This is a genomic window from Rhodovibrio sodomensis, assembly GCF_016583645.1.
Classification (GTDB): domain Bacteria; phylum Pseudomonadota; class Alphaproteobacteria; order Kiloniellales; family Rhodovibrionaceae; genus Rhodovibrio; species Rhodovibrio sodomensis.
Genome location: NZ_NRRL01000003.1, coordinates 111,609 through 133,679 on the forward strand (window position 1 = coordinate 111,609; position 22,071 = coordinate 133,679).

At 68.1% G+C, this 22,071-nt stretch carries 31 protein-coding genes; 3 read left to right on the forward strand and 28 right to left on the reverse strand.

The window, feature by feature from the left end; all coding sequences use genetic code 11:
* Positions 1-24: 24 nt before the first annotated feature.
* The 10 genes from CKO28_RS03195 to CKO28_RS03240 all read right to left on the reverse strand — a co-directional run bounded on the left by CKO28_RS03195 (position 25) and on the right by CKO28_RS03240 (position 7,402).
* A complete protein-coding gene (locus tag CKO28_RS03195; protein WP_200339092.1) occupies positions 25-468 on the reverse strand; it encodes a hypothetical protein in 444 nt (147 codons plus the stop codon).
* A complete protein-coding gene (locus tag CKO28_RS03200; protein WP_200339093.1) occupies positions 465-893 on the reverse strand; it encodes a hypothetical protein in 429 nt (142 codons plus the stop codon). Before CKO28_RS03200 ends, CKO28_RS03195 begins: the two co-directional genes overlap by 4 nt.
* An 80-nt stretch (positions 894-973) precedes the next feature.
* Positions 974-1,288, reverse strand: coding sequence for a hypothetical protein (locus tag CKO28_RS03205; RefSeq protein WP_200339094.1), 315 nt, complete (start codon positions 1,286-1,288; stop codon positions 974-976).
* A gap of 27 nt (positions 1,289-1,315) precedes the next feature.
* Positions 1,316-1,675: a hypothetical protein gene (locus tag CKO28_RS03210; RefSeq protein WP_200339095.1), complete on the reverse strand. Its 360-nt coding sequence runs from the start codon at positions 1,673-1,675 to the stop codon at positions 1,316-1,318.
* A gap of 200 nt (positions 1,676-1,875) precedes the next feature.
* Complete coding sequence (locus tag CKO28_RS03215; RefSeq protein WP_200339096.1) at positions 1,876-2,424, reverse strand: dual specificity protein phosphatase family protein; 549 nt, start codon at positions 2,422-2,424, stop codon at positions 1,876-1,878.
* 67 nt (positions 2,425-2,491) lie between these two features.
* Positions 2,492-2,848, reverse strand: coding sequence for a hypothetical protein (locus tag CKO28_RS03220; protein ID WP_200339097.1), 357 nt, complete (start codon positions 2,846-2,848; stop codon positions 2,492-2,494).
* A gap of 76 nt (positions 2,849-2,924) precedes the next feature.
* Entirely contained in the window at positions 2,925-3,752 is an 828-nt protein-coding gene (locus CKO28_RS03225; RefSeq protein ID WP_200339098.1) for a hypothetical protein, read from the reverse strand.
* Positions 3,753-4,039: 287 nt separating this feature from the next.
* Positions 4,040-4,222, reverse strand: coding sequence for a hypothetical protein (locus CKO28_RS03230; RefSeq protein ID WP_200339099.1), 183 nt, complete (start codon positions 4,220-4,222; stop codon positions 4,040-4,042).
* Positions 4,223-4,466: 244 nt separating this feature from the next.
* Positions 4,467-6,353 carry a peptidoglycan-binding domain-containing protein gene (locus CKO28_RS03235; RefSeq protein ID WP_200339100.1) on the reverse strand — a complete coding sequence of 629 codons (1,887 nt, stop codon included), beginning with the start codon at positions 6,351-6,353 and terminating at the stop codon, positions 4,467-4,469.
* Positions 6,354-6,379: 26 nt separating this feature from the next.
* Positions 6,380-7,402, reverse strand: a complete 1,023-nt coding sequence (locus CKO28_RS03240; protein ID WP_200339101.1) for a hypothetical protein — start codon at positions 7,400-7,402, stop codon at positions 6,380-6,382.
* Here CKO28_RS03240 and CKO28_RS03245 point away from each other — a divergent pair.
* Positions 7,401-7,922: a hypothetical protein gene (locus tag CKO28_RS03245; RefSeq protein ID WP_200339102.1), complete on the forward strand. Its 522-nt coding sequence runs from the start codon at positions 7,401-7,403 to the stop codon at positions 7,920-7,922. The two genes, CKO28_RS03240 and CKO28_RS03245, sit on opposite strands and share 2 nt — an antisense overlap.
* 408 nt (positions 7,923-8,330) lie before the next feature.
* Here the strand turns inward: CKO28_RS03245 and tyrS are convergent, their stop codons facing one another.
* The 15 genes from tyrS to speD all read right to left on the reverse strand — a co-directional run bounded on the left by tyrS (position 8,331) and on the right by speD (position 19,078).
* Entirely contained in the window at positions 8,331-9,554 is a 1,224-nt protein-coding gene (gene tyrS, locus CKO28_RS03250; protein ID WP_200339103.1) for a tyrosine--tRNA ligase, read from the reverse strand.
* Positions 9,555-9,585: 31 nt separating this feature from the next.
* Positions 9,586-10,116 (reverse strand): ImmA/IrrE family metallo-endopeptidase, encoded by a 531-nt coding sequence (locus CKO28_RS03255; protein ID WP_200339104.1) that lies wholly within the window; start codon positions 10,114-10,116, stop codon positions 9,586-9,588.
* 212 nt (positions 10,117-10,328) lie between these two features.
* Positions 10,329-10,682, reverse strand: coding sequence for a hypothetical protein (locus CKO28_RS03260; protein WP_200339105.1), 354 nt, complete (start codon positions 10,680-10,682; stop codon positions 10,329-10,331).
* Positions 10,683-10,760: 78 nt separating this feature from the next.
* Positions 10,761-10,964, reverse strand: coding sequence for a hypothetical protein (locus CKO28_RS03265; protein ID WP_200339106.1), 204 nt, complete (start codon positions 10,962-10,964; stop codon positions 10,761-10,763).
* A 22-nt stretch (positions 10,965-10,986) separates the two neighbouring features.
* On the reverse strand, positions 10,987-11,877 hold the full coding sequence (locus CKO28_RS03270; RefSeq protein WP_200339107.1) for a hypothetical protein: 891 nt from the start codon (positions 11,875-11,877) through the stop codon (positions 10,987-10,989).
* 165 nt (positions 11,878-12,042) lie between these two features.
* On the reverse strand, positions 12,043-13,038 hold the full coding sequence (locus CKO28_RS03275) for an SPFH domain-containing protein (protein ID WP_200339108.1): 996 nt from the start codon (positions 13,036-13,038) through the stop codon (positions 12,043-12,045).
* Between the two features lie 130 nt (positions 13,039-13,168).
* On the reverse strand, positions 13,169-13,831 hold the full coding sequence (locus CKO28_RS03280; RefSeq protein WP_200339109.1) for a Panacea domain-containing protein: 663 nt from the start codon (positions 13,829-13,831) through the stop codon (positions 13,169-13,171).
* Entirely contained in the window at positions 13,828-14,403 is a 576-nt protein-coding gene (locus tag CKO28_RS03285; RefSeq protein WP_200339110.1) for a hypothetical protein, read from the reverse strand. Before CKO28_RS03285 ends, CKO28_RS03280 begins: the two co-directional genes overlap by 4 nt.
* 108 nt (positions 14,404-14,511) lie before the next feature.
* A complete protein-coding gene (locus tag CKO28_RS03290) occupies positions 14,512-15,108 on the reverse strand; it encodes a hypothetical protein (protein WP_200339111.1) in 597 nt (198 codons plus the stop codon).
* A 395-nt stretch (positions 15,109-15,503) separates the two neighbouring features.
* A complete protein-coding gene (locus CKO28_RS03295) occupies positions 15,504-15,857 on the reverse strand; it encodes a hypothetical protein (protein ID WP_200339112.1) in 354 nt (117 codons plus the stop codon).
* Positions 15,858-16,714: 857 nt separating this feature from the next.
* Complete coding sequence (locus tag CKO28_RS03300; protein WP_200339113.1) at positions 16,715-17,380, reverse strand: hypothetical protein; 666 nt, start codon at positions 17,378-17,380, stop codon at positions 16,715-16,717.
* Positions 17,381-17,526: 146 nt separating this feature from the next.
* Positions 17,527-17,898: a hypothetical protein gene (locus CKO28_RS03305; RefSeq protein WP_200339114.1), complete on the reverse strand. Its 372-nt coding sequence runs from the start codon at positions 17,896-17,898 to the stop codon at positions 17,527-17,529.
* The gene (locus CKO28_RS03310; protein WP_200339115.1) at positions 17,898-18,146 is read right to left on the reverse strand and encodes a hypothetical protein; all 249 of its coding nucleotides are present in this window, start codon (positions 18,144-18,146) and stop codon (positions 17,898-17,900) included. Before CKO28_RS03310 ends, CKO28_RS03305 begins: the two co-directional genes overlap by 1 nt.
* Positions 18,143-18,469: a DUF2829 domain-containing protein gene (locus CKO28_RS03315; RefSeq protein ID WP_200339116.1), complete on the reverse strand. Its 327-nt coding sequence runs from the start codon at positions 18,467-18,469 to the stop codon at positions 18,143-18,145. Before CKO28_RS03315 ends, CKO28_RS03310 begins: the two co-directional genes overlap by 4 nt.
* A 33-nt stretch (positions 18,470-18,502) precedes the next feature.
* Positions 18,503-19,078, reverse strand: a complete 576-nt coding sequence (gene speD, locus CKO28_RS03320; protein WP_200339117.1) for an adenosylmethionine decarboxylase — start codon at positions 19,076-19,078, stop codon at positions 18,503-18,505.
* Positions 19,079-19,295: 217 nt separating this feature from the next.
* Between speD and CKO28_RS03325 the strand changes: the two genes are divergently transcribed.
* Positions 19,296-19,730, forward strand: a complete 435-nt coding sequence (locus CKO28_RS03325; RefSeq protein WP_200339118.1) for a hypothetical protein — start codon at positions 19,296-19,298, stop codon at positions 19,728-19,730.
* A 41-nt stretch (positions 19,731-19,771) separates the two neighbouring features.
* On the forward strand, positions 19,772-19,951 hold the full coding sequence (locus CKO28_RS03330) for a hypothetical protein (protein WP_200339119.1): 180 nt from the start codon (positions 19,772-19,774) through the stop codon (positions 19,949-19,951).
* Between the two features lie 67 nt (positions 19,952-20,018).
* Here the strand turns inward: CKO28_RS03330 and CKO28_RS03335 are convergent, their stop codons facing one another.
* Genes CKO28_RS03335 through CKO28_RS03345 form a run of 3 tightly spaced genes read right to left on the reverse strand, consistent with a single transcriptional unit; the run spans position 20,019 to position 21,960 of the window.
* Positions 20,019-20,840 carry a hypothetical protein gene (locus CKO28_RS03335; protein WP_200339120.1) on the reverse strand — a complete coding sequence of 274 codons (822 nt, stop codon included), beginning with the start codon at positions 20,838-20,840 and terminating at the stop codon, positions 20,019-20,021.
* 35 nt (positions 20,841-20,875) lie between these two features.
* Positions 20,876-21,415: a hypothetical protein gene (locus CKO28_RS03340; RefSeq protein ID WP_200339121.1), complete on the reverse strand. Its 540-nt coding sequence runs from the start codon at positions 21,413-21,415 to the stop codon at positions 20,876-20,878.
* 29 nt (positions 21,416-21,444) lie between these two features.
* Positions 21,445-21,960 (reverse strand): hypothetical protein, encoded by a 516-nt coding sequence (locus CKO28_RS03345; protein WP_200339122.1) that lies wholly within the window; start codon positions 21,958-21,960, stop codon positions 21,445-21,447.
* Between the last annotated feature and the right edge of the window lie 111 nt (positions 21,961-22,071).

The following is a 22,071-nucleotide window of genomic DNA, read 5'->3' on the forward strand; positions in this document are numbered from 1 at the left end:
GTTGCCCGGGCCGGCTTTCGGTCGTCAGGCGCGGATGCGCCGGCGGACGTCGGCGAAAGGGGGGCGTGTCGCGCCGTCTGTGTAGGCGAGCACGATCTCCATGATCCGCGCGAGGCTGATCTCGTGCGCGTCTTGCCAGTCGGCGACCGGGAGCATTGGCGCCTCCGGGTCGCTGCCGTTGATGCTCGAGGGGCTAGGGTTCCGGGGGATATTCAGGCGGCCGGCCGCTTCGGTCCAGAAGTCGGCTGTCAGGCCGCTGTCGACGCGCCCCCAGCCGGTGCCGTCGAGCGTCCAGGTGCGAAGCAGGCGGGTCGGTACGGTGGTGGCGGCCATCGGGTGTTCGGCCATCGCCGGCGGAAACCCGGGCAGGCGCTGGTAAAGCCGGAACTGCGCGGAGTGGCCGGCGTTGGGTATCTCCATCATGCCGAAGCCGTTGGGCGCTAAGTCGGACAGCGCGCGCAGCGTCATGCCGCCTCGGTGGCGACCTCCTCCACCTCCCAGGCCGAGAAGATGTCGCCATACTCAGTGTCGCCGGTTCGCCCATAGGACATCCCGGCGACGATGGCGGACAGGGCGGCCTCGCGGGCCAGCGGGTCGGTGTAGCCGTGCTCGGCGAGCCAGGAGTCTGCCGCACGGTGGGCTTCGGGATCTACGCGCGGGTCCAGGTGAGAGGGCGTGACCACCCGGGCCGTCAGGCTCGGTGCCATCTCGAGGGCACGGATCATCGGCTGGAAGAGGGTTGGGAAGTCCCGCTGCATCTTCTCGACACCGGCCTTCCGGCGCGCTGCGACGCGCTCGACGAGATCCCGGTCCTGCGAGACGAAGACGGGCCTGGTCTGCAGGGACTCGTAAGGATCGCCCAGGCGTTCGGTGAGGACGAAGGTCTTGGACATACAGCCTCCTGGCCGGGTGCGTTTTGCGGAGTGGACTCGGTGCGTCGGGTATCAGGATCTTCCTGGCGGCGGGGCGCGGTTCAGGTGAGGGCACTCACCGCGGAGAGCAGCAGCGCGAAATGGACGCCGGCGGCGTAGAAGTCCCGGCAGAACCAGGCGACGTCCCGGACATCGGGGTCCGTGGCGCGCGTCATGACCGAGGCGTGATACACCGACACGACGAGCGTGAGCACGCCGGGCACGACGGCGGCGGCGGTCATGCTGAGGACGATCCCGAAGGGATCCGTCAGCAGCACCATGCAAACCGCGAGGCCCGCCTCCGAGAACGCGAGCGCGAGCAGGCCGAACAGGATCGGGCTCTTATCCCGCCAGCGTCCGGCCATCAGCTCGGCCATCGGGTCGCACAGCCGGGGCAAGGCGGATCACCACCGGCGCCCGGCGCGCGCCACCATCCGGGCGATGCGCGCGTTCTCTGTCGCGATCGCGTGGGCGAGCACCGTCTCGGTGCCGCAAGTGCGGAGCACACGACGGACCTCGGCGGCATCGCTGCGGCTGGTGACGACGCGCTCGGCGGCTTGATCGCAGGCTTCAGCAGTGGAGATCTCGATGCCGCCGGCCTTGTGGGCGTAGACGAACTCGTAGGCGCTCCGGCCGGTGAAGCTGGCGGGTAGAACAAAGGCCGCCAGGACCAAGGCGATCTGAAGCGGGCCCGGCAGCCGGTCGAGCCAGCGTTGGGAGATGGCGGCGGCGAGCAGCATCGCCCCGGTCAGGACCGCGATCATGCCGGAACCGATGGCGGCGCCGACGCGTTGAGCAATTGGGTGACAGTCATATTCTGAACCTTTCGGTGGCAAGGGGCCTTGATGCGGGGTTAGCTCGGCAGGGCTCGGATCTCGTCGTCGACGAAGTTAATTCGGTGCCAACGCGCGCGAGGTCGGCCGACCGGAGGGTCGGCTGATGCGCTGTGTTGGCGGGCGCGGTCTCAGCCGCGAGCGTCGTCAGACGGGCGTTGGCGGCCGAATAGCCGCGTGAACTGTGCCTGAGCCGTGCGGCGCGCGATCTCGAGCAGACGCCCTTCGGCCGCGAGGGCGTCGTCGGCGTGCCGCGCCACCAGGAGGTTCGGCATCACGATCGGCCGGTGACCGGTGATGTGGTCCATGGCGAGCTGGGCGTGTTCCAGGCCGCCGGCCTGTGCGAGCAACGCAAGCGCGCCGGCCGTCGAGCGGCACTGTCCTGCCTGGCAGTGCACGATCACCCGGGCGCCCTCGGGCAGGGTTCGACCGAAGGCGAGCAGGCTATCGATGTGCCGGCGTTCGGGCGCGTAGGGGTGCCGAGGGTCCTCCACGTCATCGAAGGTCAGCTTGAGGTGGTTGTCGGGGCGCACGCGGCTCGGTCGGTACACCCGCGCGCTCATCTCTATCAGGCTCACCACGTGAGTGGCCGCGAAGCGCTTCGCGTGCCGGCGCAGCTGGTTCAGGCTGCACACAGCCAGGTCGATCGGAAACGGCTCTGGCGTCGTCTTCTCAGGCATGCTGGTCTCCCAAGGCTGCGCGCGCGTCCGGGCGCATACGCCCTGCCCGGACCGCCGCGACGTCAGCCTATTGGATCGCTTCCGTTGCGCCCTGCTCGCGCTCGCACAGGTTGGAAAGCAGAAAGGCGAGCTGCGTCTCCAGGAAATCCATCAGGTGCGGCCGGCCCTGGCCCGCGCGCAGCCGGTTTGCGAAGTCGCGGTCGGTCAGGTAGGTATCGACCGCCGCCTCGACGAGCTGCTGGAACAGCTTCTCCCGGCTGTCCTGGCTGCGCAGATACGGCAGGGCGTGACTATTGGGCCGGGCCGCCGCGAGCTCGCTCGTTGCGCGGTCGAGGACGGTCTCGGCGACCGGGCCGACAGGGATCAGGGTCTCGTCCTCGAACCGCTGGATACGGCTCCCGAGGTCAGGGCAGTTCGTGGGCATGGGTGTCCTTAATTCCATGTTGCGGGGTGTTCGTGCGGGGCTCTGGCGCACCCCGGATCAGGGATGTGGTGGCGTCTCAGCGGGTCAGCTGGGGCGTGCCTTCCGGGTGCGGGAGGTGGCCGGCGTTGACCCGTGCCCAGAAGCCGCGCGGCGGCTTGAGCACGTCGAGGCGCCTGCAGGCTTTGTTGACCGCGACATCGGAGACGCCGAGGTCCCGGGCGACCTCCATCGTAGGCTTGCTCCAGACCAGGCGGGTCAACTCGCGCTTCGTCAGGTCGCGCAGCTGCGGCTGTTGACCAGATGGCGGCGGGCTCTGCCGTTCCGCGCGCTCGGCCGCGCGGCGCTTGCGGTGCGGCTCGGCCTTGCGTTCGCGGCGCTCGAATTGAGCGTCGAGGTGGGCTTTCACGGCGGGGTCGAAGGTGCCATCGAAGCAGATCGCCACCGGCTCGAACGTCTGAAGGATGCCGATTTGCTGGCGCAGGACGGTGGCGGCCAGGAGGCGCTCATCGAGCGCCGCGCCGGGTGTCCGCTGCTCGGAGACGGCATGCGCCAGGCGGATCACCTGTGCGGTTGGGCTGCTCGCAGGATCCGGGAGCGTCTGGGTCGTGAAGTGATGGTGGGAAGGGATCTCGAGGTAGCCCGGGATCAGGTCGCGGAGCGCGTCGATCACAGCGAACAGGCGCGGGGTCAGCCGGGGGTCGGTGCCGCTGTCGCGCTGGGTCGTGTGCAGGCTCGCGTTGAGCAGGACCGCGCAGGCACGTTCCGGATTGCCGCGGCTGGCGTGCAGCTGCTGGCCGGTCTGCAGCAGACCCCCGCCGCCGGCCTGGTAGGTCGCCTTCTGGCTCAGCAAGGGTCCCGACGCGCCGGGGTGGCGCAGGTAGTAGCTCTGCAGCCGGACATGCACGTCGAACTGAGCCGCCGGCTCGCGCGGCCACCAGGCACACTCGTGGCCAGCCTCGGGCCGGGTGTCCGGGTCGCTCTCGGGCGCCTCGGGATTACCACGACCTGGCGCGTGGCGATCAGGTTCGCGGCATCGAGGCCCGCGGCCTGGATGTGATGGGTCCAGGCGTCGACGTAGTCGTTCCAGATGAGAGGCACAGGCTTCGCTCGCTCGCGGTAAAGGGTGGCGCAGGGAGGGATGATGCCGGCTTGGGCTTATCATCCGGTGAGCGGATGGCATCTGGTCGAGGCCTACGTCTGGCGCTCCTTGAGCGACCGCCGGATGTCGCTGGCAACGCGCTGGCGGGTGGTCCGGGCCATCTTCCGCAACGAGCGGGTCGGCGCCAGGATCGCCACCAGGCGTGACTTGAGCGGGGCCGACTCGGTGAACACGGAACCGACCTCGAGCTCGGCGATCCGGGAGGCGGTCTGCATGCCGTGGGTGAAGGCGGCGTTCTCCAGCTGGTCGACCAGGGCAGGGTCGGCGTCGTTACGCAGCTGCTGCTTGATCTGCGAGACGAGGGGGCAGGGAGGCTCGGCATGGTGGGCTCCGATGCGAGTGTCTATGACCCGGAAATTGGGATCGTGCGCCCAGAGAAGCGAACGGCCCGGCCAGAGGACTGACCGGGCCGCGTCGCTTTCGTGGGCTTTCGTGCGTGGGTGTATGCGACGTCAGGGGTCAGAGGTCGCGGTAGACCCGCGCGACCCTGTACCGCGCCTGCTTCAGGCTCGTGGCCGGCTGGTAATCGAAGCGGTAGCCGAAGCGATCGTGGAAGGCGTCGAGGGCCGCCTGGGTGCTTGGACCGTCGAGACCGTCGATCCGCCCGTCGTAGAAGCCCATCCGGGCGAGCCGCCACTGCATGTCGGCAACGCGGTTGGAGCGGACGATGTTCGGCCGGGTGACGCTCTTCAGCCGGAGGGGATCGCTCAGGTCGAGGATGCGGTCCTGGGCGAACTGAAGCCTCCCTTCCAGCCCGTAGTCGGCTGGGCGCTCGATCCCGTGCTCGCCCGCATAGAGCGTGGCGCCGAGGGCGCCAACGAGCGTGAAGATAGCGAGGGGTGCGGTGACGGCGAGGTGCCGGGGCTGGCGCGGAGCGCGATGCGCGCTACCGCCGATCACGCGCTGCACTACCTTGTGACCCATGCGACCTACCTGGCCGTGCGCGACCAGCCAGAGGACCAGCAGGATCACCAGGCCGAGTGCCATCGTCGTGGCCCCGAAATCATCGATCTGCGAGCCAGGCTGATCGAAGATAAGCTGGGCCCAGTCGGTGAGCATGAGTGCGCCCCCGGCCGTCAGAAGCAGGGGGTTCATGACCGACCAGGCGCGCTTCATCCGCTTGGCGCCGAGGCTGTCGTAGGCCGTGTCGAGCCGGTCGGCGACCGCCTTCACCACGCCGTGCGAGACGCAGTTATGCCGTTCGGTGACGAACCTATCGACATCGGTCTTGCCAGGCTGGGCGCAAGCGCCGAGCAGTTCCCGGGTCAGTCGGGATCCCTGGGTCGCCGTGAGCGCGGCGGCATCGGTTTCGGCGTCGCGGATGCGCGCGCAGGTCTCGGAAGTCAGCTCATCCAGGAAAGTTGGCGGATCGATCAGCTCCGGGCGGATGCCGGTCGCCTTCATGGTGAAGCGGGGGATGTCGCCCGCGTTGAGGTCGACCTCCGCGTAGGGGACGGTGAAGTCGTAGCGGAAGTTGGCGCGTGTGCCGTCGGGGTGCCGGCCGACATAGCTCACGTTGGCCTTATCAGGGAGCTCGCCGACCTTGGTGTTCCGGACGAAGTTCTTGAACGCGTCCGGCGAGGCGTCCTCGGGGGTTGCCGAGAGGGTGAGGTTCGTCTGCACGACCAGGTGCTGGACGATCGTCACGATGCCTTCACCCAGGCAGCCGACGCACTGGACCTTGCCGAACGGGTCGCATTCGTAGCAGTTGAAGAAGCCGTTGAGGCAGCCGGCGCTACACCGGACATACTCGGTGTAGGAGATGTTGTTCTGTCCCATACGGACCACCGGCTGCGTGCCGGAGCCCCCGCAGGCGAAGCACCGCTTCTTGGTCGTCCCATCGCAATTGGAGCAGTTGACCTTGCCGCTGCCGCCACAGGCGATGTGACGCTCCCAGCGATAGGCGATTCCGGCGTTGGAGACGAGGTCGAGCTTCCGCTCGCCCTTGCGCAGGGCCTCGAGCGGATCGCCGCCTTCGACCAGCTTGGTCACCTTCTCGCTGTAGGCCGGGGTGCTGGCGACCTCTTCGGTCTGGCGCGTCATCAGCTGCTGGAGCTGCGCGTCGGTGTCGAAGCCCTGACCGTCAACCTTCTGCTTGCCGCTGAGGGTCTTGGCTTCCGTTCGCCAGGTCGGGGTCGCGCGCAGGGTGATGACGCCGCGGTGATCCATGCACCGGGCGGCGGTCACCGTCACCTCGTCGGCCGAGACACCGTTGCCGTCGGCGAGCTTGCGCGCGGTGTCGACGACCATCCGGGCCGGGGCATTGTCGATACTGGCGCTGGTGGAGACGTTATTCGTTTCTGGGTCGGTCGTCGTATCGCGCGTTCCGTGGTCGTAAGGGCACATGGGCAAGCACCTCGAGGAAGGCGTGGTCACGAAATGGATAACTGCGGAATACCACAGGGATGCGGTAGTTTGCCGGCCTTAACTTTGGCCCAGTAACCGCGCGGCGGTTTCGGTATTTCAAGGGCCTTGCACCGCTTCCCGATAGCGACATCGGAGACGCCGAAATCGCGGGCGATCTCGACGACGGGCTGACTCCAGACGAGTTCTACCAGCTCGTCGCGGCTGAGGTGGGGCCAGTCATCCGCGCGCGGGTGGGCCTCGAGCAGCGCGGCGTGTTCGGCGGCCGCGCGCTGCTGTGCGTGCTCCCGACGACGTTCCCGCTCGGCTTCGGCCGCCGCGGCCTCGGACCTTCTGCGCTCGATGAGGTCACAGATCTCGTCATCCCGAGTGCCGTCGAACACCAGGCGAACCGGCTGCAGTGCCCGAAATATCCGGACCTGTCGTTCGATGACCTGATCGACGTATGCGCGCACGCGGCGGAGTCGAACGCGGATCGGGATGAGAGTGTCGGAGAGTTGCTCCTCGACGTCGTACTCGCAAGGCAGCGCATATCGAATGCGTGCGTCATATCCGAGCGGCGGGTAGAGGCCCGTGTCAGGCAGCCAGGCCCGGAGCGCCTGTGCCGGACACGCGAAGCTGTCGGTCATCGCCCGGCGCATGTTTTCGCGGTCATCGGCCAGACCGGCGGCGAGCAGGGCCGCGCACACTTTCTGGGGGTCGCCGTGGGCGTGCCAGAGATTGGCGAGCGTAATGCGGACGCCCGGGCGTTCGGTTTCGCTCGGGACGAGCCCGCGCGCGCCCGGGTACTCGTAGAAGAAGCGCTGGAGGGTGACGTGGTCGGAGAGAAATTTGACCCTATCCTGCGGCCAGAGCGCGATCTCCGGAATCCGGGCGTTCTGGACCAGCTCCCATTCGATCCGGTCACGCTCCAGATCGAAGGGGTGGCGCAGCAGGTGGCGATCGATGACCGGACTGGCAGGATCCAGCCCGGCAGCGACGAACGCGGACTGCCAGCGCTCGAAGTAGGCGTTCCAGGTCATTTCGAACATGCGCGTGTCCTCTTCGGCTGCGCCTGAAGGCAGTCCGACCAAGCAAGCTCAGATGTCAGGGCGGTTAGGGGTCGGCCTGAAAGCGGCGGATCCGTCACTCTCTGGCTTCTTCGGCCTGTCGGGCGGCCTCGGCGCGGCGCCGCGCGACCGCGGCTTTTTTTTGCTCGGCGATTTCGGCCTCGATTTTGGCGATCAGGGCAGGATCACCCGTGCCGTCGAACACGAAGTAAACCGGCTGGCGGTCAGACAGAATGTCCATCTGATCGTCGATAATGAGGTGCGCGAACGCCATCACGGCGGAAGCGTATTGACCGGGCCTGCCCGCGAGCGCCGCGGCATCAGCAATCGCGACCTCGGCTGCGAACGGGAGGGTGGTGCGGACCGCATGATGACAGCGGAAGGGTGGGCGCGCGTGTTCGGGTGGGAGCCGGCGCAGCGTCCGGATGATTTCGCACGCCATCTTCCGGTCAAGACCCTCGATATCCTGATCGGCCAGGGGGTTGTGGAGGTACGCCGCTAGCAAGGCCGCACAAATCTTCTCTGCGTCTCCTCGAGCATACCAAAGGTTCCAGGCGGTCGTCTGGGCGCCAGGCAACTCCTTATGGCTTGGCAAAGGACCTCTGGATCCGGGATGATCGTAGTAGAACCTCTGCAACCGATAATGCGAGCGGTCTCGATGAATATCGCCCCTGGGCCAGAATCCGATCTCGGGCTCGACGTCCGAAGCGGCCCATCGCCTAGCGTCTTATTCCGGGTCCTGCGGGCGGCGTAGGACTCTTATGTCCCGAACCAGCGTATCGGCCGCAAGGCCCGTGGCCTCGAACGCGGAGCGCCATCTCTCGAAGTAGGCAGACCAGGTGACGGGGGTCATGTGCGCTCCGCTGCTGTGAATCGAACAGAAAGACCCGAATACCGTAGAACGCGATGCTTAAGATCGGATCAACAGGCGCGCATGGCGCTTCTTACCAACGCTCACGGTCTGCCCATCGATGGCCGGTAGGAGTTCAGCGCCCGGGTCGTCCACCTTCTTGCCGTCGATCCGGACGCCGCCGTTCTGGATCAGGCGCCGAGCGGCACCGCGGCTGTCGGCGAGGCCCGCGCGATGCAGGACGGCCGCGAGCGAGAGGCCGGCAGCGAGTTCGGCAGAGCCAACCTCGATCGCTTGGAGGTCGGCGGACGCCGCCCCTTCGCCCGAGAACAGGGCGCGTGCGGATGTGAGCGCCTTCTCGGCGGCCGCCGGGCCCCGCACGAGGCGGGTTACCTCGCGGGCCAGGCGCTCCTTGACCGCGTTGAGGCCGGAGCCGGTGACCGTCTCCAGCTCGGCGATCTTCGCGAGCGGGATCTCGGTGAACAGGCGGAGGAATCGACCCACGTCGGCGTCGTCGGTGTTCCGCCAGAACTGAAAGAACGCCTGGTCGTCAGTCATCCCGGCGTCGAGCCAGACGGCACCGCTGGCCGTCTTGCCCATCTTCGCGCCGTTCGCGGTCGTGACCAGGGGCTGGGTGAGGCCGAATGCCTTCGCGCCCTCGACCCGCCGGATCAGCTCGATGCCGCCCAGGATGTTCGACCACTGGTCGGACCCGCCGATCTGCAGCACGCAGCCCTCCCGGCGGAACAGCGTCAGGAAGTCGGCCGCCTGCAGCAGGGGGTAGAAGAACTCGAGGGCGGAGATCCCTTTGCAGCTGTCCAGGCGCTCCGACACGCTCTCCGCGCTCAGCATGCGGCTGACCGAGAAGTGCGGGGCGATCTCGCGCAGAAAGGCCGGCATCAGGGCCTGTCCGAGCCATCGGCTGTTGTCGAGGACCGGAGTGTGCTGGCCGAGCAGGGCTTCGAGCTGCTCGGTGATCCGCGCGAGGTTCCGGTCGATCTCCGATGGCGACAGCAGGGCACGTGCTTCGGTGCGGCCGCTCGGGTCCCCGATCTGGGCGGTGACGCCGCCGGCGATCGCGATCGGCCGGTGGCCGTGGCGGGCCAGCAGCCGGAGCAGCATGATCGGTGCCAGGTGGCCGATGTGAAGGGAGCCTGCTGTTGGGTCGAACCCGGCATAGGCCGAGATGCTTGACTGCATGGCGGCTTCCAGGCCGCTTAAGTCGGTGACGTCCTTGATCAGGCCGCGGGCCTGAGCCTCGGCGAGAGCGGGAGAGGTCGACATTCTGGAACCTCGGCGTGTGCGGAATGAGGGGTCAGCGGGCGCCGGCGAGCAGGCTGTGCATCGGCGGCACGGGCAGGCTCAGGGCCTCCAGCCGGATGCGCATCGCTGCCGGCGAGACCCGGAAGTGTCCGGCCAGCTGATCGAGGTCGGCGAACTGGGCGTGGCGGTGCTGCACCGCTTTGCAAGGCATCAGGATCCCGACCGCGATGCGGTTCGCTTCCGTCTCGTGATGCCGGTCGATCGCCGCGTTCGCGCGCGGGCCGTCGGTGGGGCAGCGGTACTCGAGATCGTCGCACAGCCCCTCGCCGATCAGTTTGGGGTGGTGCGCGAGGTGGCCGATGGCGTGGGCGATCGAGAAGCGCCGGCGAGTTTCCGGGTGGTCGGCGTTGATCTTCAGCGTCCAGCGGAGCTCGTCGAAACGCGGGAACCGGATCGGCTGCAGCACCAGACACAGGTTGTCCGGCATCGGCTCGGGAATCAGGTCGATGTCGAGGGCGGCGGCCAGCAGGTCAAGGTCGACCGGGTCCTGGGACACGCGTTGCAGGATCATCAGGGGCTGCATGGGCAGGGCTCCGTCCTTGAATCGGCGGTACCTGGACCGCCCTCGCGATGGATATGGGATCACCGATCGGGGGATCGGCGCCGCCCGGCGCGCGGGCTGGCCGCCCCGGCCGTCCCAGGGCGCGCGCTGGCGTGGCGTCATGACACGACAACACCCCGCCCCGGGTTTCCGGGGCGGGGTGTCGAGATCAACGGCTTCCGGCGCGTCGGCTTTCAGGCGGCTGCGCCGAAGATCTTTCTCCGCAGCCGCGCCTTGGCGGCGCGCAGGAACTCACGGTGGCCGATCGCCCCGCACGGCAGGGTGTTCTGGAAGGTGCGGTCGAGCGGGACGCGCGACAGGTCGAGGGCCGCGCGCAGCCGGTCCTTTTCCGCCTGGGTGGCCGGCTGCAGGTCCCACACCCCGGTCGGGGAGTCGGATCCGTTGAGGGTGACGAGGTCGTACAGGACGCCGTTGCAGCGGGTAGCGATCCCGACCCCGCCGCCGCTGCGCGGGTAGGAGACGATCTCGCCGATGTCGGGGAAGTAGCTTTCGCGCTGCCCGCGGCTGTTCTTCGTCCAGGTGCCCATGGCGGACCCTTCCTTGTCTGTGCGCCCGACGCGTGCGGGCGCATGGGTGTCGACGGCGGGCGCGCTCGCGCGCGGGGCTCAGCCCAGCAGGTGTACCAGATAGGCGAGCGCGAACGGCAGCGGGGGTATCGCCAGCGCGATCGCGATGCCGGTCAGGATCTCGCGCCGGGGGGCCGGCGGGATCTGGCAGGGGCATTCGCGCACGCCCGCCGCGAGGCGGTGAGCCGGGATCCAGCCCGCGCCGCCGCAGGAGTGGCAGATGTCGGATTTGAGTTCGGGCATCGTCGGGTGTCCTTGTCGCGGGTCAGGTCAGGCCGCGCGCGAGGTGCGTCTCGGGTTTACCGGGGCCTGGGTTGCGCGCCTCGAGGACATGAGGGCTTCTCGGCCGGCAATGCAGGCGATCCAGGTAGCGCCGGGCGACCTCGGCGAGGCCCCAGGTGGTGCCCAGTCCCAGGCAGGCGAGCAGATAGATCGCCGTGAGGCCGCTGGCGGTCTCCTCCGGCATGCTGCCGGCGCCGGCCAGCGCAAAGAAGAACACGACCGCGAGGGCGCCGGCGATCATGGCCGGATAGCGCGTTAATCGCGTGATCACTTCGGCCGCCCTGAGAGCCCGGTAGACCACCGGGCGGCGACGCGTGTGGTAGTAGTGGAGCATCGCGCGGGCGCTCTTGTGGGCACGGCTCGACGGGGTCGCGGCGGCCAGCTGCAGATCGCGATAGGCGCGGTAGCGCGCCGCGACGTCCTGACCGGGGTTCTGCAGGCGCTGGCTGGCGAGCGTCGGGTCCGCCGCGGCGGCCGAGAGTAGGGTGGCGAACTCGGGCACCAGGGCATGAGCGGAGGATGCGAGCCACGCCTCGGTCGCGAGGTCGCGCTTGCGCGTCGGGATCCCGCCGGGGCGTTCATGGTCGGGGCACAGCGCGGCTGCCAGCACCAGGCGGTCGCCGGCGCGGACGTGCGTCACCCCGGGGGTCTGCTGGATCAGCGCACGCGCGGCCTCGAGCGAGTCCGCCTCGGCGATCTCTTCGCAGTCGAGGGTCAGGTTCATCTCGAACTCGGGCGCGTCGTTGAGCCGCCGGAGCAGCGCGAAGTGTGCGCAGCCCTCGAGGAACGCCATGTCGTCGTCGGACAGGAAGTGCCGGGTGGCAGGGTCGCCGAGCACGGGGTATCGCTTCAGGCGGGGATCTACATGCGTCATGGCCTGGAACCTCGGGTGATGCGGACACAGTCTGAACCGGCCGGGCCCGCGAAGGCCAGGGCCGTGCGGGCGTCGGGTGGGTTGCAGCGATTGACGGGCCGAGGTGCACCGGAAGAAAACCCCCTGCGCCCGGTTCCTGGTGCGGGAGGGCGCAGGGAGCTTGGATCAGTTGCCGGCCACCTGCGGCGCGCTCCGCGAGCGCATGCGGGTCGGGTCGATCATCGGCGTGGCGCCGCTGCCCTCGCCCATCATCAGGATGACGTTGCCGTCCTTGGGCGGGTTCTTGGCGATGTGCATGAACGCCGCGGCGCGCTGCTTGTCGGCCATCGCCCGCAGCAGGTCGGCGATCATCGGCGCGTCGACGTCCTTGGGCAGCGAGCCGATCAGGTTGGCGTAGCCGGTGCCTTCCTTCTCGCGGCGCTTGGCTCGCTCGTCGGCGGCCAGGGTGAGCTGGCGCTCGGTGTCTTGCAGCTTCTGCGCGGCCGCGAAGTTCTCGTTCGCGGCCTCGATCTGCTCCGGCAGGTAGATCGCCCGGATCAAGACCTCGCCGACGCGGATCGCCTGCTCCAGGTCGCCGAGGCCGAAATGGCTCAGGTTGGTGGTTAACTTGGCGTCGATCTTCTTGGAGGCGGCGATCGCGATTGCCTGACGGTCCTTGTTCGAGCTCGACTGCCACTCGAACTTGCCGATCGTGTCGTAGATACCCGAGCGCATCCAGTTCTGCAGCTTGCTTTCCCAGTTGGCGCCCAGGCGCTGCAGCATCAGCGGCACGGCGGTTGGCTCGATCTGGAACGGCACCGTCACGTCGAGCGTCAGCTTGATCTCGTCGCTTGTGATGCCCCAGAGTTCGCTTTTGGTGCCGGTATCCCAGTCGATCGAGCGCAGCTGGACGTTCTCGTAGGTGACGGACTTCCAGGGCGCGATCATGCTGGTCTCGCCCTCCGGCAGGTATGTGTCGGCATAGATGCCGAAGGCGGTCGGCACGCCAACCTTTCCGGACGGGACGATGACGACCATCCGGCTCGAAAGCACCGCGGTGGAGAGCACGAGCAGGCAGATGCCGGTGATCGTCATGCCCTTGGCCGTACCGTAAAGGCTATCGATCGCATGCTGCCTCAGTCGGCCCTCCTGCTCAGCCTTGCGAGCCTTCGCGCGCTGCATGATGCCGATCGGGATCAGGGCGTGCGCCGACGAGCGCGATCAGGCTGACGACAAAAAAGCCATCCATGGGTGGTCTCCAAATTTCGGTGTTGGTTCGTTCGCGTCGGGGCGCGGCTGGCGGTACTGGTGGTCAGATAACCGTCCGCGACGCCCGTTCGCGAATGTCGGCGCTTTTATCGGCGTCGCCGGGGAGCATCGCCTCGAGCGGGATCAGCTCGCCCTGATGCGCGAGCCAGAAGGGCCAACGCGCGAACCGGTTGTGCCAGGCGTCTGCGTCGAAGCCGCCGAACAGTCCGCAGATGAAGTCGATGGTGTCCCGGTCGCTTTGCGAGAGGGCCCAGTAGGTCCGCGCCACCCGGTCGGGGCGACGGGGCAGGGAGGCGCCGTGGATACCAACTTCCTCGCCGTCGTAATCCTGCAGCGGCGGATAGACGATCAGCCGGCCGCCGCGGCCGACGTGACCGATCGGGTTCGGCTTCTCGAAGGCGCGGTTGGCCGCGTCATCTGCGGGGCGGTTCGGCGAGGCGAAACGCCCGCTCGACTGCAGCCACGACATCACGACCGGCTCGTGGTTGATCAGGCCGCTCGCGGTGCGCCCCCGGACGCCGAAGGGTTCCGCGATGTAGTGATCGCCGGTGATCGGCCGACCGTAGGTGGCGAGGTGTCGGCACTCGGCCTCGAACAGAAGGTTCATGACAGCCGGGGCCGTGAGGGAGGTCGCCTTGCAGCCTTGCTGGGTGATGTAGGCGAGCGCATGCTCTACCTTGACGACGCTGGTGCGGAACTGGGTCATGCAGGAAGAGTCCGGAGCGGATTAGGGAAGGCGCCGCGCAGGTGGGCGGCGTCGGGGCATTCGGCCGGCAGGCCGCGGGCTTCCAGGCGCCGCCCCTCGCTGTGGGCGGTCGCGATCAGCTCGGCGGTCTGGATCAGGTCCGTGTGCAGGATCTCTGAGCCGCAGGGCGCGAAGAGCGCGAACAGGCTCGGGCGCGCGGTGAAGCGCAGGCGGTAACCGCGCAGCCGGCAGCGCGCCTCGATGCCGACCGGGCGCAGGGTGCGGGTCAGGCGCGGCTCATCGAGGCGGGTCAGGGGTGTGTCGGCGCTCTGGTAGTGCGCGTGCAGGCGGCAAAGCGCTTCGGCGAGCGTTCGGTCGTGGCCGACGTAGAGCGGCGTGCCGTCGGCGAAGCTGGCGTGATCCCGACCGCGGGCGTAGGCGCTGTAGAGCGTGGTCCGCTCCGCCCCGTAACGCATCGTCGGGGTCAGGCAGCTCCCTCGCAGATCGAGGGGGGCTGTCTGAGCCAGCGCCAGGTCAATCAGGTCGCTTGCTTCCCGGGCCGGGCCGGACGGGAACGTCGTCAGCTGATACATCGCGCTCGACCTTGAAGAATGGTTGCGGTCCCGCGCGAAGGCGGGCCGGCTGCATGGGAAGTGGTGTCGGCGGGGGTCGGCTGGCGCCTCGGGCGAAGGCCCGGGCGCTCAGCTGAGGCCCCCATCAATAACTTTGAGGGCCGGCGCAGATGCCGGCGCCGGGTTGTCGTTCTGAACAGCTTCTGGCTTTACCAGGCGCATGCGGTTCTGGCCGTGGCGAAAGGGATGCGCCTGCAGGCGCTGGCAAGCCAGCGGCAGGGCGTGTTTCAGCAGCAGGTACTCGGCCGAGAGAGACCAGTTGCTGGCGCACCCGGGAATCGCGCGCAGGACGCTGAGCGCCAGGTTCCGGTCATCCATCCGTCGCAGTTGGCAGGACGCCTTGAGCATCCAGTCCGGCAGTGGGCGCCGCCCTTGCTTGGGTGCCGAAGATGGCGCCAGGCGTGCGTCCAGGCTGCCGCTATCGACGCTCACGTCGATCGCGGTCATGCGAATGGCGCCTGGGCGCCCTGCCAGCCGATCGAGTAGATGCGGGACGGTAATCAGCTGGAAGTGGGCGGTTGCATCTTGACGCCGGGGTGCGCCGCCGGTGTAGCGCCAGCCGGCTTTGTCGAGCAGCTCAACGATGCAGGCCGCCAGGTCCTCATCCCGGAGATCGGCAACGAGGTCGTGGAACTCTCCAGGGGAGAGATCGGCAGGGAGGAACATTCTTGGATTCCCTTCTTCCTGCGTGAAACGAAGCCCGCATAAGAGCCGGGCAGATAGCCAAAGCTATGAATCGAGCCCCTTCCCGGGGCCAACATCCGACCCCGGGATTGGGCGAAAGCGGCGCCTAACACTCTCCCAAAGACCCCATCTCACGCCACGCACGGCGCATCGATGCGCACGCGATGGGTCCGCGTGCGCGGATCCCGACACCGCGGATCAAGCGCAGCGTTTCGGCAGCCAGGAGGCTCCGGTCGTTCCTAGAAGCTGCGCAGCACGGTCGTCAGCAGCTTGCCCTTCAGGCCGAGCGCCCGGTCGAGATGCAGAACCAGCAGGTCGTTCGGATGCGCGGTGTCGCGCGTGACCTCGCGGACGCGGGCGCAGGCCTCGTCCGGGCTCTAGCCAAGCCGGCACAGGACACCGATCGCGGCGGCGGGCGAGCGGCTGACGCCGACGAAGCAGTGAATGACCACGCTGACGCTGCCCTGCTGGAGCAGCTCGGATTGCCTGTCGGCGAAGGCGATCACCTGCTGGGCATGGTGTGAGGTGGGGGCCGCGAGACCCATTTCGTCCAGCTTTGCCGTCTCGTTTTCGTCGGGTGCCGGAGAGCAGATGTCGGCGACTGCGACGATCTCATGGAGGCCCGCCCGGAAATCGACCTCCTCGGCGCGATCCACCAGGGACAGCACCGCGCCGGCCTCGGCGCGGCGCGCCTCGTCCAGGCCCAGGATCCGGAGATCGAAGCTGTGCATGTGAGCCCCTGCGTGCGTGGGAAGCTGGGAGAGAAAAGGCCGGGCGGGCGGAGGTACCCGGCGGCGCGCGACACCCGACCTAGGACGGCCTAAAGGGATGGTCGGAGCGGAGGCCGCAGCGCACACAGCGGTGCTTGCGATGGAGGGTTCCCGCCGGCTCCAGGTTCTCGCTCGACATCGGTTGCGGCGCGCATGACCAGCGGTGTCAGATCCGGTCGCAGGCGCGCCGAAGTTTCGCCACGGGGGTCACGGCGCAGCTTCGAGGGCAGGAGACGCTTGCTCGCGAGAGAGCCCTAATCAGGCCCCCATCGGTAATGGTAGAGTGTGAGCCAGCCGTCATCGACGGTCAGGCTGAGATCGACTGTCGTCGTGCCACAGGTGATGCGCACGGCAAGTGGCCTCGTGCCGTTCGGGGAATTGGGAGGCGAGGGCCTGCTAGCAGGCGTGCTGGCAGGCCGGCACGAACCCGATGTTCCAGTCGCTGAGCCGGGTCAGGCGGTAGCGCCCATCGAGCGTCAGGCCCTTCGGTGCCCGGCCCAGGTTCGGCAGACGCCAGTAGAGCCGCTCGATCCGCTGCTGCGGCGCGGTCCTGCGCCTTGCGGGCGATGGAGGGACCGGTGTCCCGTCCCGGCGGCTCCAGTCCTGGCTGACACATGCCTCGTACAGCCAACGCTTCCACCGCCAAAGCAGCGCCGAGGCGCCGGTCGGACGATAGAGGCGGTACTGCTCGCCGTAGGGCCCGTCGCTCTCGAGGTCGAAGACGAACAGTTGGCCCCGAGCGTCTCGGCGAGGCCGAGCAAAGGGGCCTCATCGTATGCGGCGATCCAGGTCAGTCGTGGGTTGGTCAGGAACATGGCTCAGTGCACCGAGCCGGAGTCGGTCCCTGCCTGCTCGTCGAGCAGTTGGGAAAGCGTGTCGAAGGTATCGGCATCGGTGAGGGCGGGCACGCCGAAGGCGTCGCCGACGATCCGTGTGCCGAGCGCGCCGTCGTTGCGGAGCTTGCGAACGCAGGTGTCGCAGATCACGCCGTCCTTCACCCAGTCCGGTCGCTCGCGCCAGACCAGGAGTTCGCCGTCCAGCTCCCGAGACCCGTAGTGGCCGGAGACGCCGCGATCCTCCACCTCGCAGGCACAGCCGTTCGCCTGGCGGTGCTTGTGCGAGATCACGCTGTGGTAGGCGGTCTCGCAGGAGGGGCAGACCAGCGGGGAGTCGTCGTCCTCCTCCTCCTCGGGCGGCTCAACGTAGCCCGGCATCTGCCAGGGATAGCGGAAGCCCTCGGCGATGGCGCCCTCTTGGATCAGCTTGTCGACGCAGTCGTCGCAGACGACCCCGTCGACCGCCCAGTCCGGGCGTGCGACCCAGTGGTAGTGATCGCAGTCGTGGCGGCTGCCGTAGTTGCCGCTGACCCCGGTGTCGTGGATATCGGCGGCGCACCCATCGGCCTGGTCGCGACCCATGATCCCGTCGGTGAAAGCGGTCTTGCAGGAGGCGCAGGTCACCTGCTGGATGTCATCGCGGTTCATGGGCTTTCTTCTCCTGCGTTAAGCGTAGGTCCGTTGCGCCAGCGGGTCTGGCCGGCGCCCCATCGGCAGGCCAGTCCCGCGCCCGCGGAGGATCGAACTATCTATCGAACCACATATCGGGCACGGGATATCTGTTGCGTCGGATATCAGGCAGCGCGGCTTGTGTTGTCGGCGACGTCGCCGGTGGTCCCGGGCTCGGGCAGCCGGGTGGCGGTTTCGACCGCCTCGACCAGGGACGCGCGTGCGGCTTCCATCACCACCACGTCATCGGTGTCGAAGGCGGCGATCGCCTGCATGGCCGCTTTCAGCAGCTGCGGCGAGGCCAGCAGCAGGGCCGCGTTGGCCTGCTGGCGGCAATCCGAGGCCATCGGCATGCCGTTCTGGGTGTGCCAGACTGTGGCCGGCATGACCCGGGCTATGGGGTGTTCCTGGGCATCGCGGATGAATGGGCGCCCTGCCGAATCCTGATAGTCGAGCCGGAAGGGCGCGGGGCTATGAACGCACGCGGGCTTGCTCATCAGGAGGCCTCCTTCAGCGCGATCGGGTTCCGGGCGGTCGGGAGCGCATGCAGGCTATGGTAGCCGGTGGTCCCGAGGTCGGCGTACTCGAACCATTGCCGGCGACCGTCGTCGAAGACGATCAGGACGTGGCCGACGAGCCGCATGACGGTGCCATCGGCGTGCCGGGACCCGAGGGTCTGACGGATCCGGTCGCCCAGCGCGAGCGGGCAGTCGGCTGGGACCAGCTCGGGGATGTGACGGGTCATCGTCCGTCGGCCTGGCCCGGGTCGACCGGAGTCCAGTCCTCGGCGAGCAGATCGGTCTGTGACGGGATCCAGGGGACGAGATCACCGCCGGGCGCGTGCAGCATCAGGTGCGGGGCACCGCGGTAGATCTCCGCGTCCACCGGCCGGCCCGGAAGTCGGGCTGCCTCGGGACAGATGTTCTGCGCGTCCATCAGGAAGACGAACATGCCTTTGCCGTGCCAGCCCCGCCGCGCGAGGCACTGGCCGTTCTTGAGGTTCCGCAGGGCGGCGGAGAAGTCGCTCGGCTGGGGGGCGGTGTGAGCGTCGCTGATTTGTGTGTGCATTGCGGGTATCCCGGGGTCAGCAAAAAGGCGATGTCAGTCTTCGACCCGCCGGTACCAGGTGCCCTGGCCTTCGGGGCCGCCGTTGAGCTCGACCTCGCGCGGCATCGCCTGTCCGTCGTGCTGGGTCCCGGTGATGTCGAGGTTCAGGTCGTCGCGGTCGTCCGCGGCGTGCGGCGGCTTGGGCGGCTCGCCCGGCTTGGACGGCAGGACGCCGCGGCGGAACTCGCTCACCGTGACCGTGCCGACGGCGAAGGCGCACTCGAGGACGGATACGGCGTCGCGCGGCGTGCTGTGACCGCAAGTGAAGACATCGAGGCTGGCGTAGCCGATCTCCGGCCAGGTGTGGATCGAGATGTGGCTCTCCGCGAGCACCGCCACACCGCTGACGCCGGCGTTCTCGGTGAAGTAGTGCAGGTCGATGTTGAGCAGAGTGGCGCCGGCTGCGGCCGCGGCGTCCACCAGGGTGCGGCGCACATGCTCGATGTCGTCGATCCCTGACGCTTCCCAGATGTCGATCAGGAGGTGCGTTCCGGCGAACACCTGGCCGTCACGCTGAATGAAGTGGTCGAGGCCGTTGCCGGCCGTCAGAGCCTTGGCGATCGCGCTCAACTCTCTCTCTCTCCTGAACTACATGGGTGACGTGTACACGGGCGGGGCTTGCGGAACGGTAAAGCCCCCGCGCGTGCGTCACCCAATAGGGATATGGGCTCGCTGAATACCGACGGTCCTTGAGAAGACGACCGACGTTGAGTATCCGGCTGGCGGTGCCATCAGGCGCGAGGGGAGGGTCGTGAAACGCGGAGCTCTGTGGATACTGCCGGCGATCGTGCTCGCGACGGCCGTGGCGGCGCCGGTGGGGGGGGGGGCTGATGACGGCGATCCCGGGATGTCGTGCGCCGAGACCGCGGAGCGTCGTCTGGCTCAGGTGCGGGACTTCTATCACCGTGGCGCGCTCCTGGGCGCGAGCCTGGAGGCGTGCCAGGAGGTCCCCTCGTTCGCCCGGGACCTGATCGCCCGCATGACCGCGCCGTTCGATGGTGCCGTGCCGGACACGGACATCGCGGCATTCAGGCGGGTCTACGAGACGGGCGTGCGTGAGATGCGCGACTACAGCCGGTGCGACAACATCACCGAGGAGCGTGTCGAGATCATCATGAAGGGGAAGCGGGCGAGCGCCGGGCTGATGGATGTGGCCGAAGCGAAACGCTGCCCGCCGCTGGGACGCACGCAGGTCGATCAAGCGATCCGTCAGGCACGCTGAACACGTAGATCTAGCTGTCGCGCAGGAGGGTCTAATCGACGATGGACGATAAGCAGCGGATGCGCCGGATATATCGGAAGTATGCCCGCGCGGGGTTGTTCGCCTTTGTCTTTGCAATCGCGCTGGGCTACTTCGTATTGCCGACGCTGTACGGGCTTGTGACTGGTACTGGCGTCATTGAGCCCGAGACGCTTGAGGCGCTGCTGTCTCAGTCGCTTTGACACAGCGAACGGGCCGCACCGCCTGGGTCTGGCCGGTGGGCCCTCGTCAAGGTGCGGTCAGCGGGTGCTAGCCGGCCTTGCGGTCCGGGTTGAGACCGATCAGGACGATCCCGACCTGGCGGCCGTAGCTGGTGATCTCGAACATCGGCCGGGCGGCCGGGCGTTCGCGCAGCAGTCCGCGTTCGACGAGCGAGATGGCCGTCTTGAGCGAGGCGTCCGCGTTCGCGTCGACGAGGCGGGTCTCGGCAAGGCGCAGCAGCTTGATCTGCGGCTTGGACAGCTTCTTCGCGTCCTCGGCCGGGGAAGAGATCCCGATGGCCTGCTGCTGCATCAGGTCGCTTAGGGTGTCGGTGAGGTGGACAGCTTCGCGGTGCAGGTCGCCGCACGCCTCCCGGCACACCGTCTCGAGGTTCTGGTCGACCGCGTGCCGGCTGGCAGTCTCGATCAGGTTGGACAGCAGCCGCAACGCCGCGGCGTACTGCTGGGTCAGGTCCTGGCGCAGCATGCGTTCGGACTGCAGGCGCCGCAGCAGCGGCGAGAGCGTATCACGCAGGTCCAGCGCGTCGTGCGTGGTCGGCTTGAGCCGGATCCGTGCGATCAGCCTCTGGGCGTAGGTGCTCGTGATCTCGGCGAAGTCGAGCGGGGCGGCCGGATTGCGCGGGAGGGCGACTAGATGGTCCAGGCCTTCGGTCTCGTGGGACTGGTAGACGGTGCGAGAGGTCCAGAGAGTGATCGGGCCCGGACCGTGGGGTCCGCCGTGGTCGCGCGGGAAAGGCTGATCCAGGGCGCCGGCGTGCGGGGTCCTGATGTCCTCGACGTCGCTCCAGCTCTCGTCGTGTTGGTCGAGCGCCGCGGTCAGCATCTCGCGCCAGGTGGTCTTGTCGTGCATCGGGGTGATCTCTCGAATGCGCCGTGGTGCGGGGGTCAGGCTGGGATGACGGTTTCGGGACGGATGGCTTCGAGGAGCTGGCGCGCCCGCGGGAAGATGTCCTGCAACTTGCGCACCGAGGTGGTCTGACGGAAGGCCGCCTCGAGCTCCTGGCTTTCGTCATCCTGGCTGCGCGATAGCTCGCTCCGCTGCCGCGCGGCGTCGAGGAAGGCGGCGTGATCCGGCGCGTCGTCGCGGATGAACAGCCGCTCGATCGCCCGGTCGAGGCTGACCTCCGGCGCCAGCAAGCCGTTGTCCACGGCGAAGCTGAACTCGAGGGTGAACAGGCCCGTTTCGGGGTCCTTGGCGCGGACGTGCGCCCGGCTGAGCGGGGCGGCGGTGGCGTACTTCTGCAGGATCGCCATCTCGGCCTGGGTTTCCGGTGCGCCCCAGAGATCGTGCAGGCGCTTCTCGATGTGTGGGCGCAGCTGATCCTCGAGGTCGCGCCAGGCGGCTTCGCGTTCGGTGCGATGAACCTGGCGGAGCTGGTCACGCAGGCGGTTTTTCATGAACTTGTCGAGCTTGGGAGCGGCCATCACGGGGTCTCCGTCGAAAGCGGGCGGGTTCAGACGGCTTTGAGGTCGTCGGTCAGAAGATCCCGGCTACGCGGAAAGATCTCCTGCAGGCGCGCGAGCGAGCTGGTCTTCCGAAAGGCGTCCTCGAGGGCCGCCCGCTCGGCCTCTTGATCGCTTCGGTGGCTGTGGGCGTAGTTCTGCACGCGCAGCAACTCGCCGTGGGCCGGATCGTTCTCCGGCACGGTGAACCACGGGTAGGTTCCGAGGTGGAGCTTGTCCGGGACCAGGATGTCGGTCTCGATCTCCGCGCCCATGGGCGAGTGCTTGGAGCCGGCGACCTTCAGGTTCACGCCCCTGACCGCGGAGGCCACCTGGTGGCGCGCCAGCACCAGCATGTCGGTCTGGACCTCGGGCGCACCCCACCGCTCGGCGAGGAGGCGCACCGCGGTCTCGTGCAGCAGAGCCGTGCCGTGCTCGGCCATCTCCATCGCCTCGGCGGCCTGGGCGTCCTTGAGGTTCGCGCGCAGGCGGTTCTTGACCTCGCGGGTCAGCTTGATCGCGGCCATGTGCTTCCTGTTGGGTCGGCGCGGAACAGGCCCGGCGCGTGGCGGCGCAGGCCCGTCGCGGCGGATTGCCATCTGGAACGAAAGTGGGGTCGGTCGGCTGGGGACGGACGG

Excerpts from the sequence above, each read along its gene's own strand:
- CKO28_RS03195 (WP_200339092.1), bottom strand. The coding sequence starts at position 468 with ATGACGCTGCGCGCGCTGTCCGACTTAGCGCCCAACGGCTTCGGCATG.
- CKO28_RS03200 (WP_200339093.1), bottom strand. The coding sequence starts at position 893 with ATGTCCAAGACCTTCGTCCTCACCGAACGCCTGGGCGATCCTTACGAG.
- CKO28_RS03205 (WP_200339094.1), bottom strand. The coding sequence starts at position 1,288 with ATGGCCGAGCTGATGGCCGGACGCTGGCGGGATAAGAGCCCGATCCTG.
- CKO28_RS03210 (WP_200339095.1), bottom strand. The coding sequence starts at position 1,675 with ATGATCGCGGTCCTGACCGGGGCGATGCTGCTCGCCGCCGCCATCTCC.
- CKO28_RS03215 (WP_200339096.1), bottom strand. The coding sequence starts at position 2,424 with ATGCCTGAGAAGACGACGCCAGAGCCGTTTCCGATCGACCTGGCTGTG.
- CKO28_RS03220 (WP_200339097.1), bottom strand. The coding sequence starts at position 2,848 with ATGCCCACGAACTGCCCTGACCTCGGGAGCCGTATCCAGCGGTTCGAG.
- CKO28_RS03230 (WP_200339099.1), bottom strand. The coding sequence starts at position 4,222 with ATGCAGACCGCCTCCCGGATCGCCGAGCTCGAGGTCGGTTCCGTGTTC.
- CKO28_RS03235 (WP_200339100.1), bottom strand. The coding sequence starts at position 6,353 with ATGTGCCCTTACGACCACGGAACGCGCGATACGACGACCGACCCAGAA.
- CKO28_RS03245 (WP_200339102.1), top strand. The coding sequence starts at position 7,401 with ATGCGCGTGTCCTCTTCGGCTGCGCCTGAAGGCAGTCCGACCAAGCAA.
- CKO28_RS03240 (WP_200339101.1), bottom strand. The coding sequence starts at position 7,402 with ATGTTCGAAATGACCTGGAACGCCTACTTCGAGCGCTGGCAGTCCGCG.
- tyrS (WP_200339103.1), bottom strand. The coding sequence starts at position 9,554 with ATGTCGACCTCTCCCGCTCTCGCCGAGGCTCAGGCCCGCGGCCTGATC.
- CKO28_RS03255 (WP_200339104.1), bottom strand. The coding sequence starts at position 10,116 with ATGCAGCCCCTGATGATCCTGCAACGCGTGTCCCAGGACCCGGTCGAC.
- CKO28_RS03260 (WP_200339105.1), bottom strand. The coding sequence starts at position 10,682 with ATGGGCACCTGGACGAAGAACAGCCGCGGGCAGCGCGAAAGCTACTTC.
- CKO28_RS03265 (WP_200339106.1), bottom strand. The coding sequence starts at position 10,964 with ATGCCCGAACTCAAATCCGACATCTGCCACTCCTGCGGCGGCGCGGGC.
- CKO28_RS03270 (WP_200339107.1), bottom strand. The coding sequence starts at position 11,877 with ATGACGCATGTAGATCCCCGCCTGAAGCGATACCCCGTGCTCGGCGAC.
- CKO28_RS03275 (WP_200339108.1), bottom strand. The coding sequence starts at position 13,038 with ATGCAGCGCGCGAAGGCTCGCAAGGCTGAGCAGGAGGGCCGACTGAGG.
- CKO28_RS03280 (WP_200339109.1), bottom strand. The coding sequence starts at position 13,831 with ATGACCCAGTTCCGCACCAGCGTCGTCAAGGTAGAGCATGCGCTCGCC.
- CKO28_RS03285 (WP_200339110.1), bottom strand. The coding sequence starts at position 14,403 with ATGTATCAGCTGACGACGTTCCCGTCCGGCCCGGCCCGGGAAGCAAGC.
- CKO28_RS03290 (WP_200339111.1), bottom strand. The coding sequence starts at position 15,108 with ATGTTCCTCCCTGCCGATCTCTCCCCTGGAGAGTTCCACGACCTCGTT.
- CKO28_RS03295 (WP_200339112.1), bottom strand. The coding sequence starts at position 15,857 with ATGCACAGCTTCGATCTCCGGATCCTGGGCCTGGACGAGGCGCGCCGC.
- CKO28_RS03300 (WP_200339113.1), bottom strand. The coding sequence starts at position 17,380 with ATGAACCGCGATGACATCCAGCAGGTGACCTGCGCCTCCTGCAAGACC.
- CKO28_RS03305 (WP_200339114.1), bottom strand. The coding sequence starts at position 17,898 with ATGAGCAAGCCCGCGTGCGTTCATAGCCCCGCGCCCTTCCGGCTCGAC.
- CKO28_RS03310 (WP_200339115.1), bottom strand. The coding sequence starts at position 18,146 with ATGACCCGTCACATCCCCGAGCTGGTCCCAGCCGACTGCCCGCTCGCG.
- CKO28_RS03315 (WP_200339116.1), bottom strand. The coding sequence starts at position 18,469 with ATGCACACACAAATCAGCGACGCTCACACCGCCCCCCAGCCGAGCGAC.
- CKO28_RS03330 (WP_200339119.1), top strand. The coding sequence starts at position 19,772 with ATGGACGATAAGCAGCGGATGCGCCGGATATATCGGAAGTATGCCCGC.
- CKO28_RS03335 (WP_200339120.1), bottom strand. The coding sequence starts at position 20,840 with ATGCACGACAAGACCACCTGGCGCGAGATGCTGACCGCGGCGCTCGAC.
- CKO28_RS03340 (WP_200339121.1), bottom strand. The coding sequence starts at position 21,415 with ATGGCCGCTCCCAAGCTCGACAAGTTCATGAAAAACCGCCTGCGTGAC.
- CKO28_RS03345 (WP_200339122.1), bottom strand. The coding sequence starts at position 21,960 with ATGGCCGCGATCAAGCTGACCCGCGAGGTCAAGAACCGCCTGCGCGCG.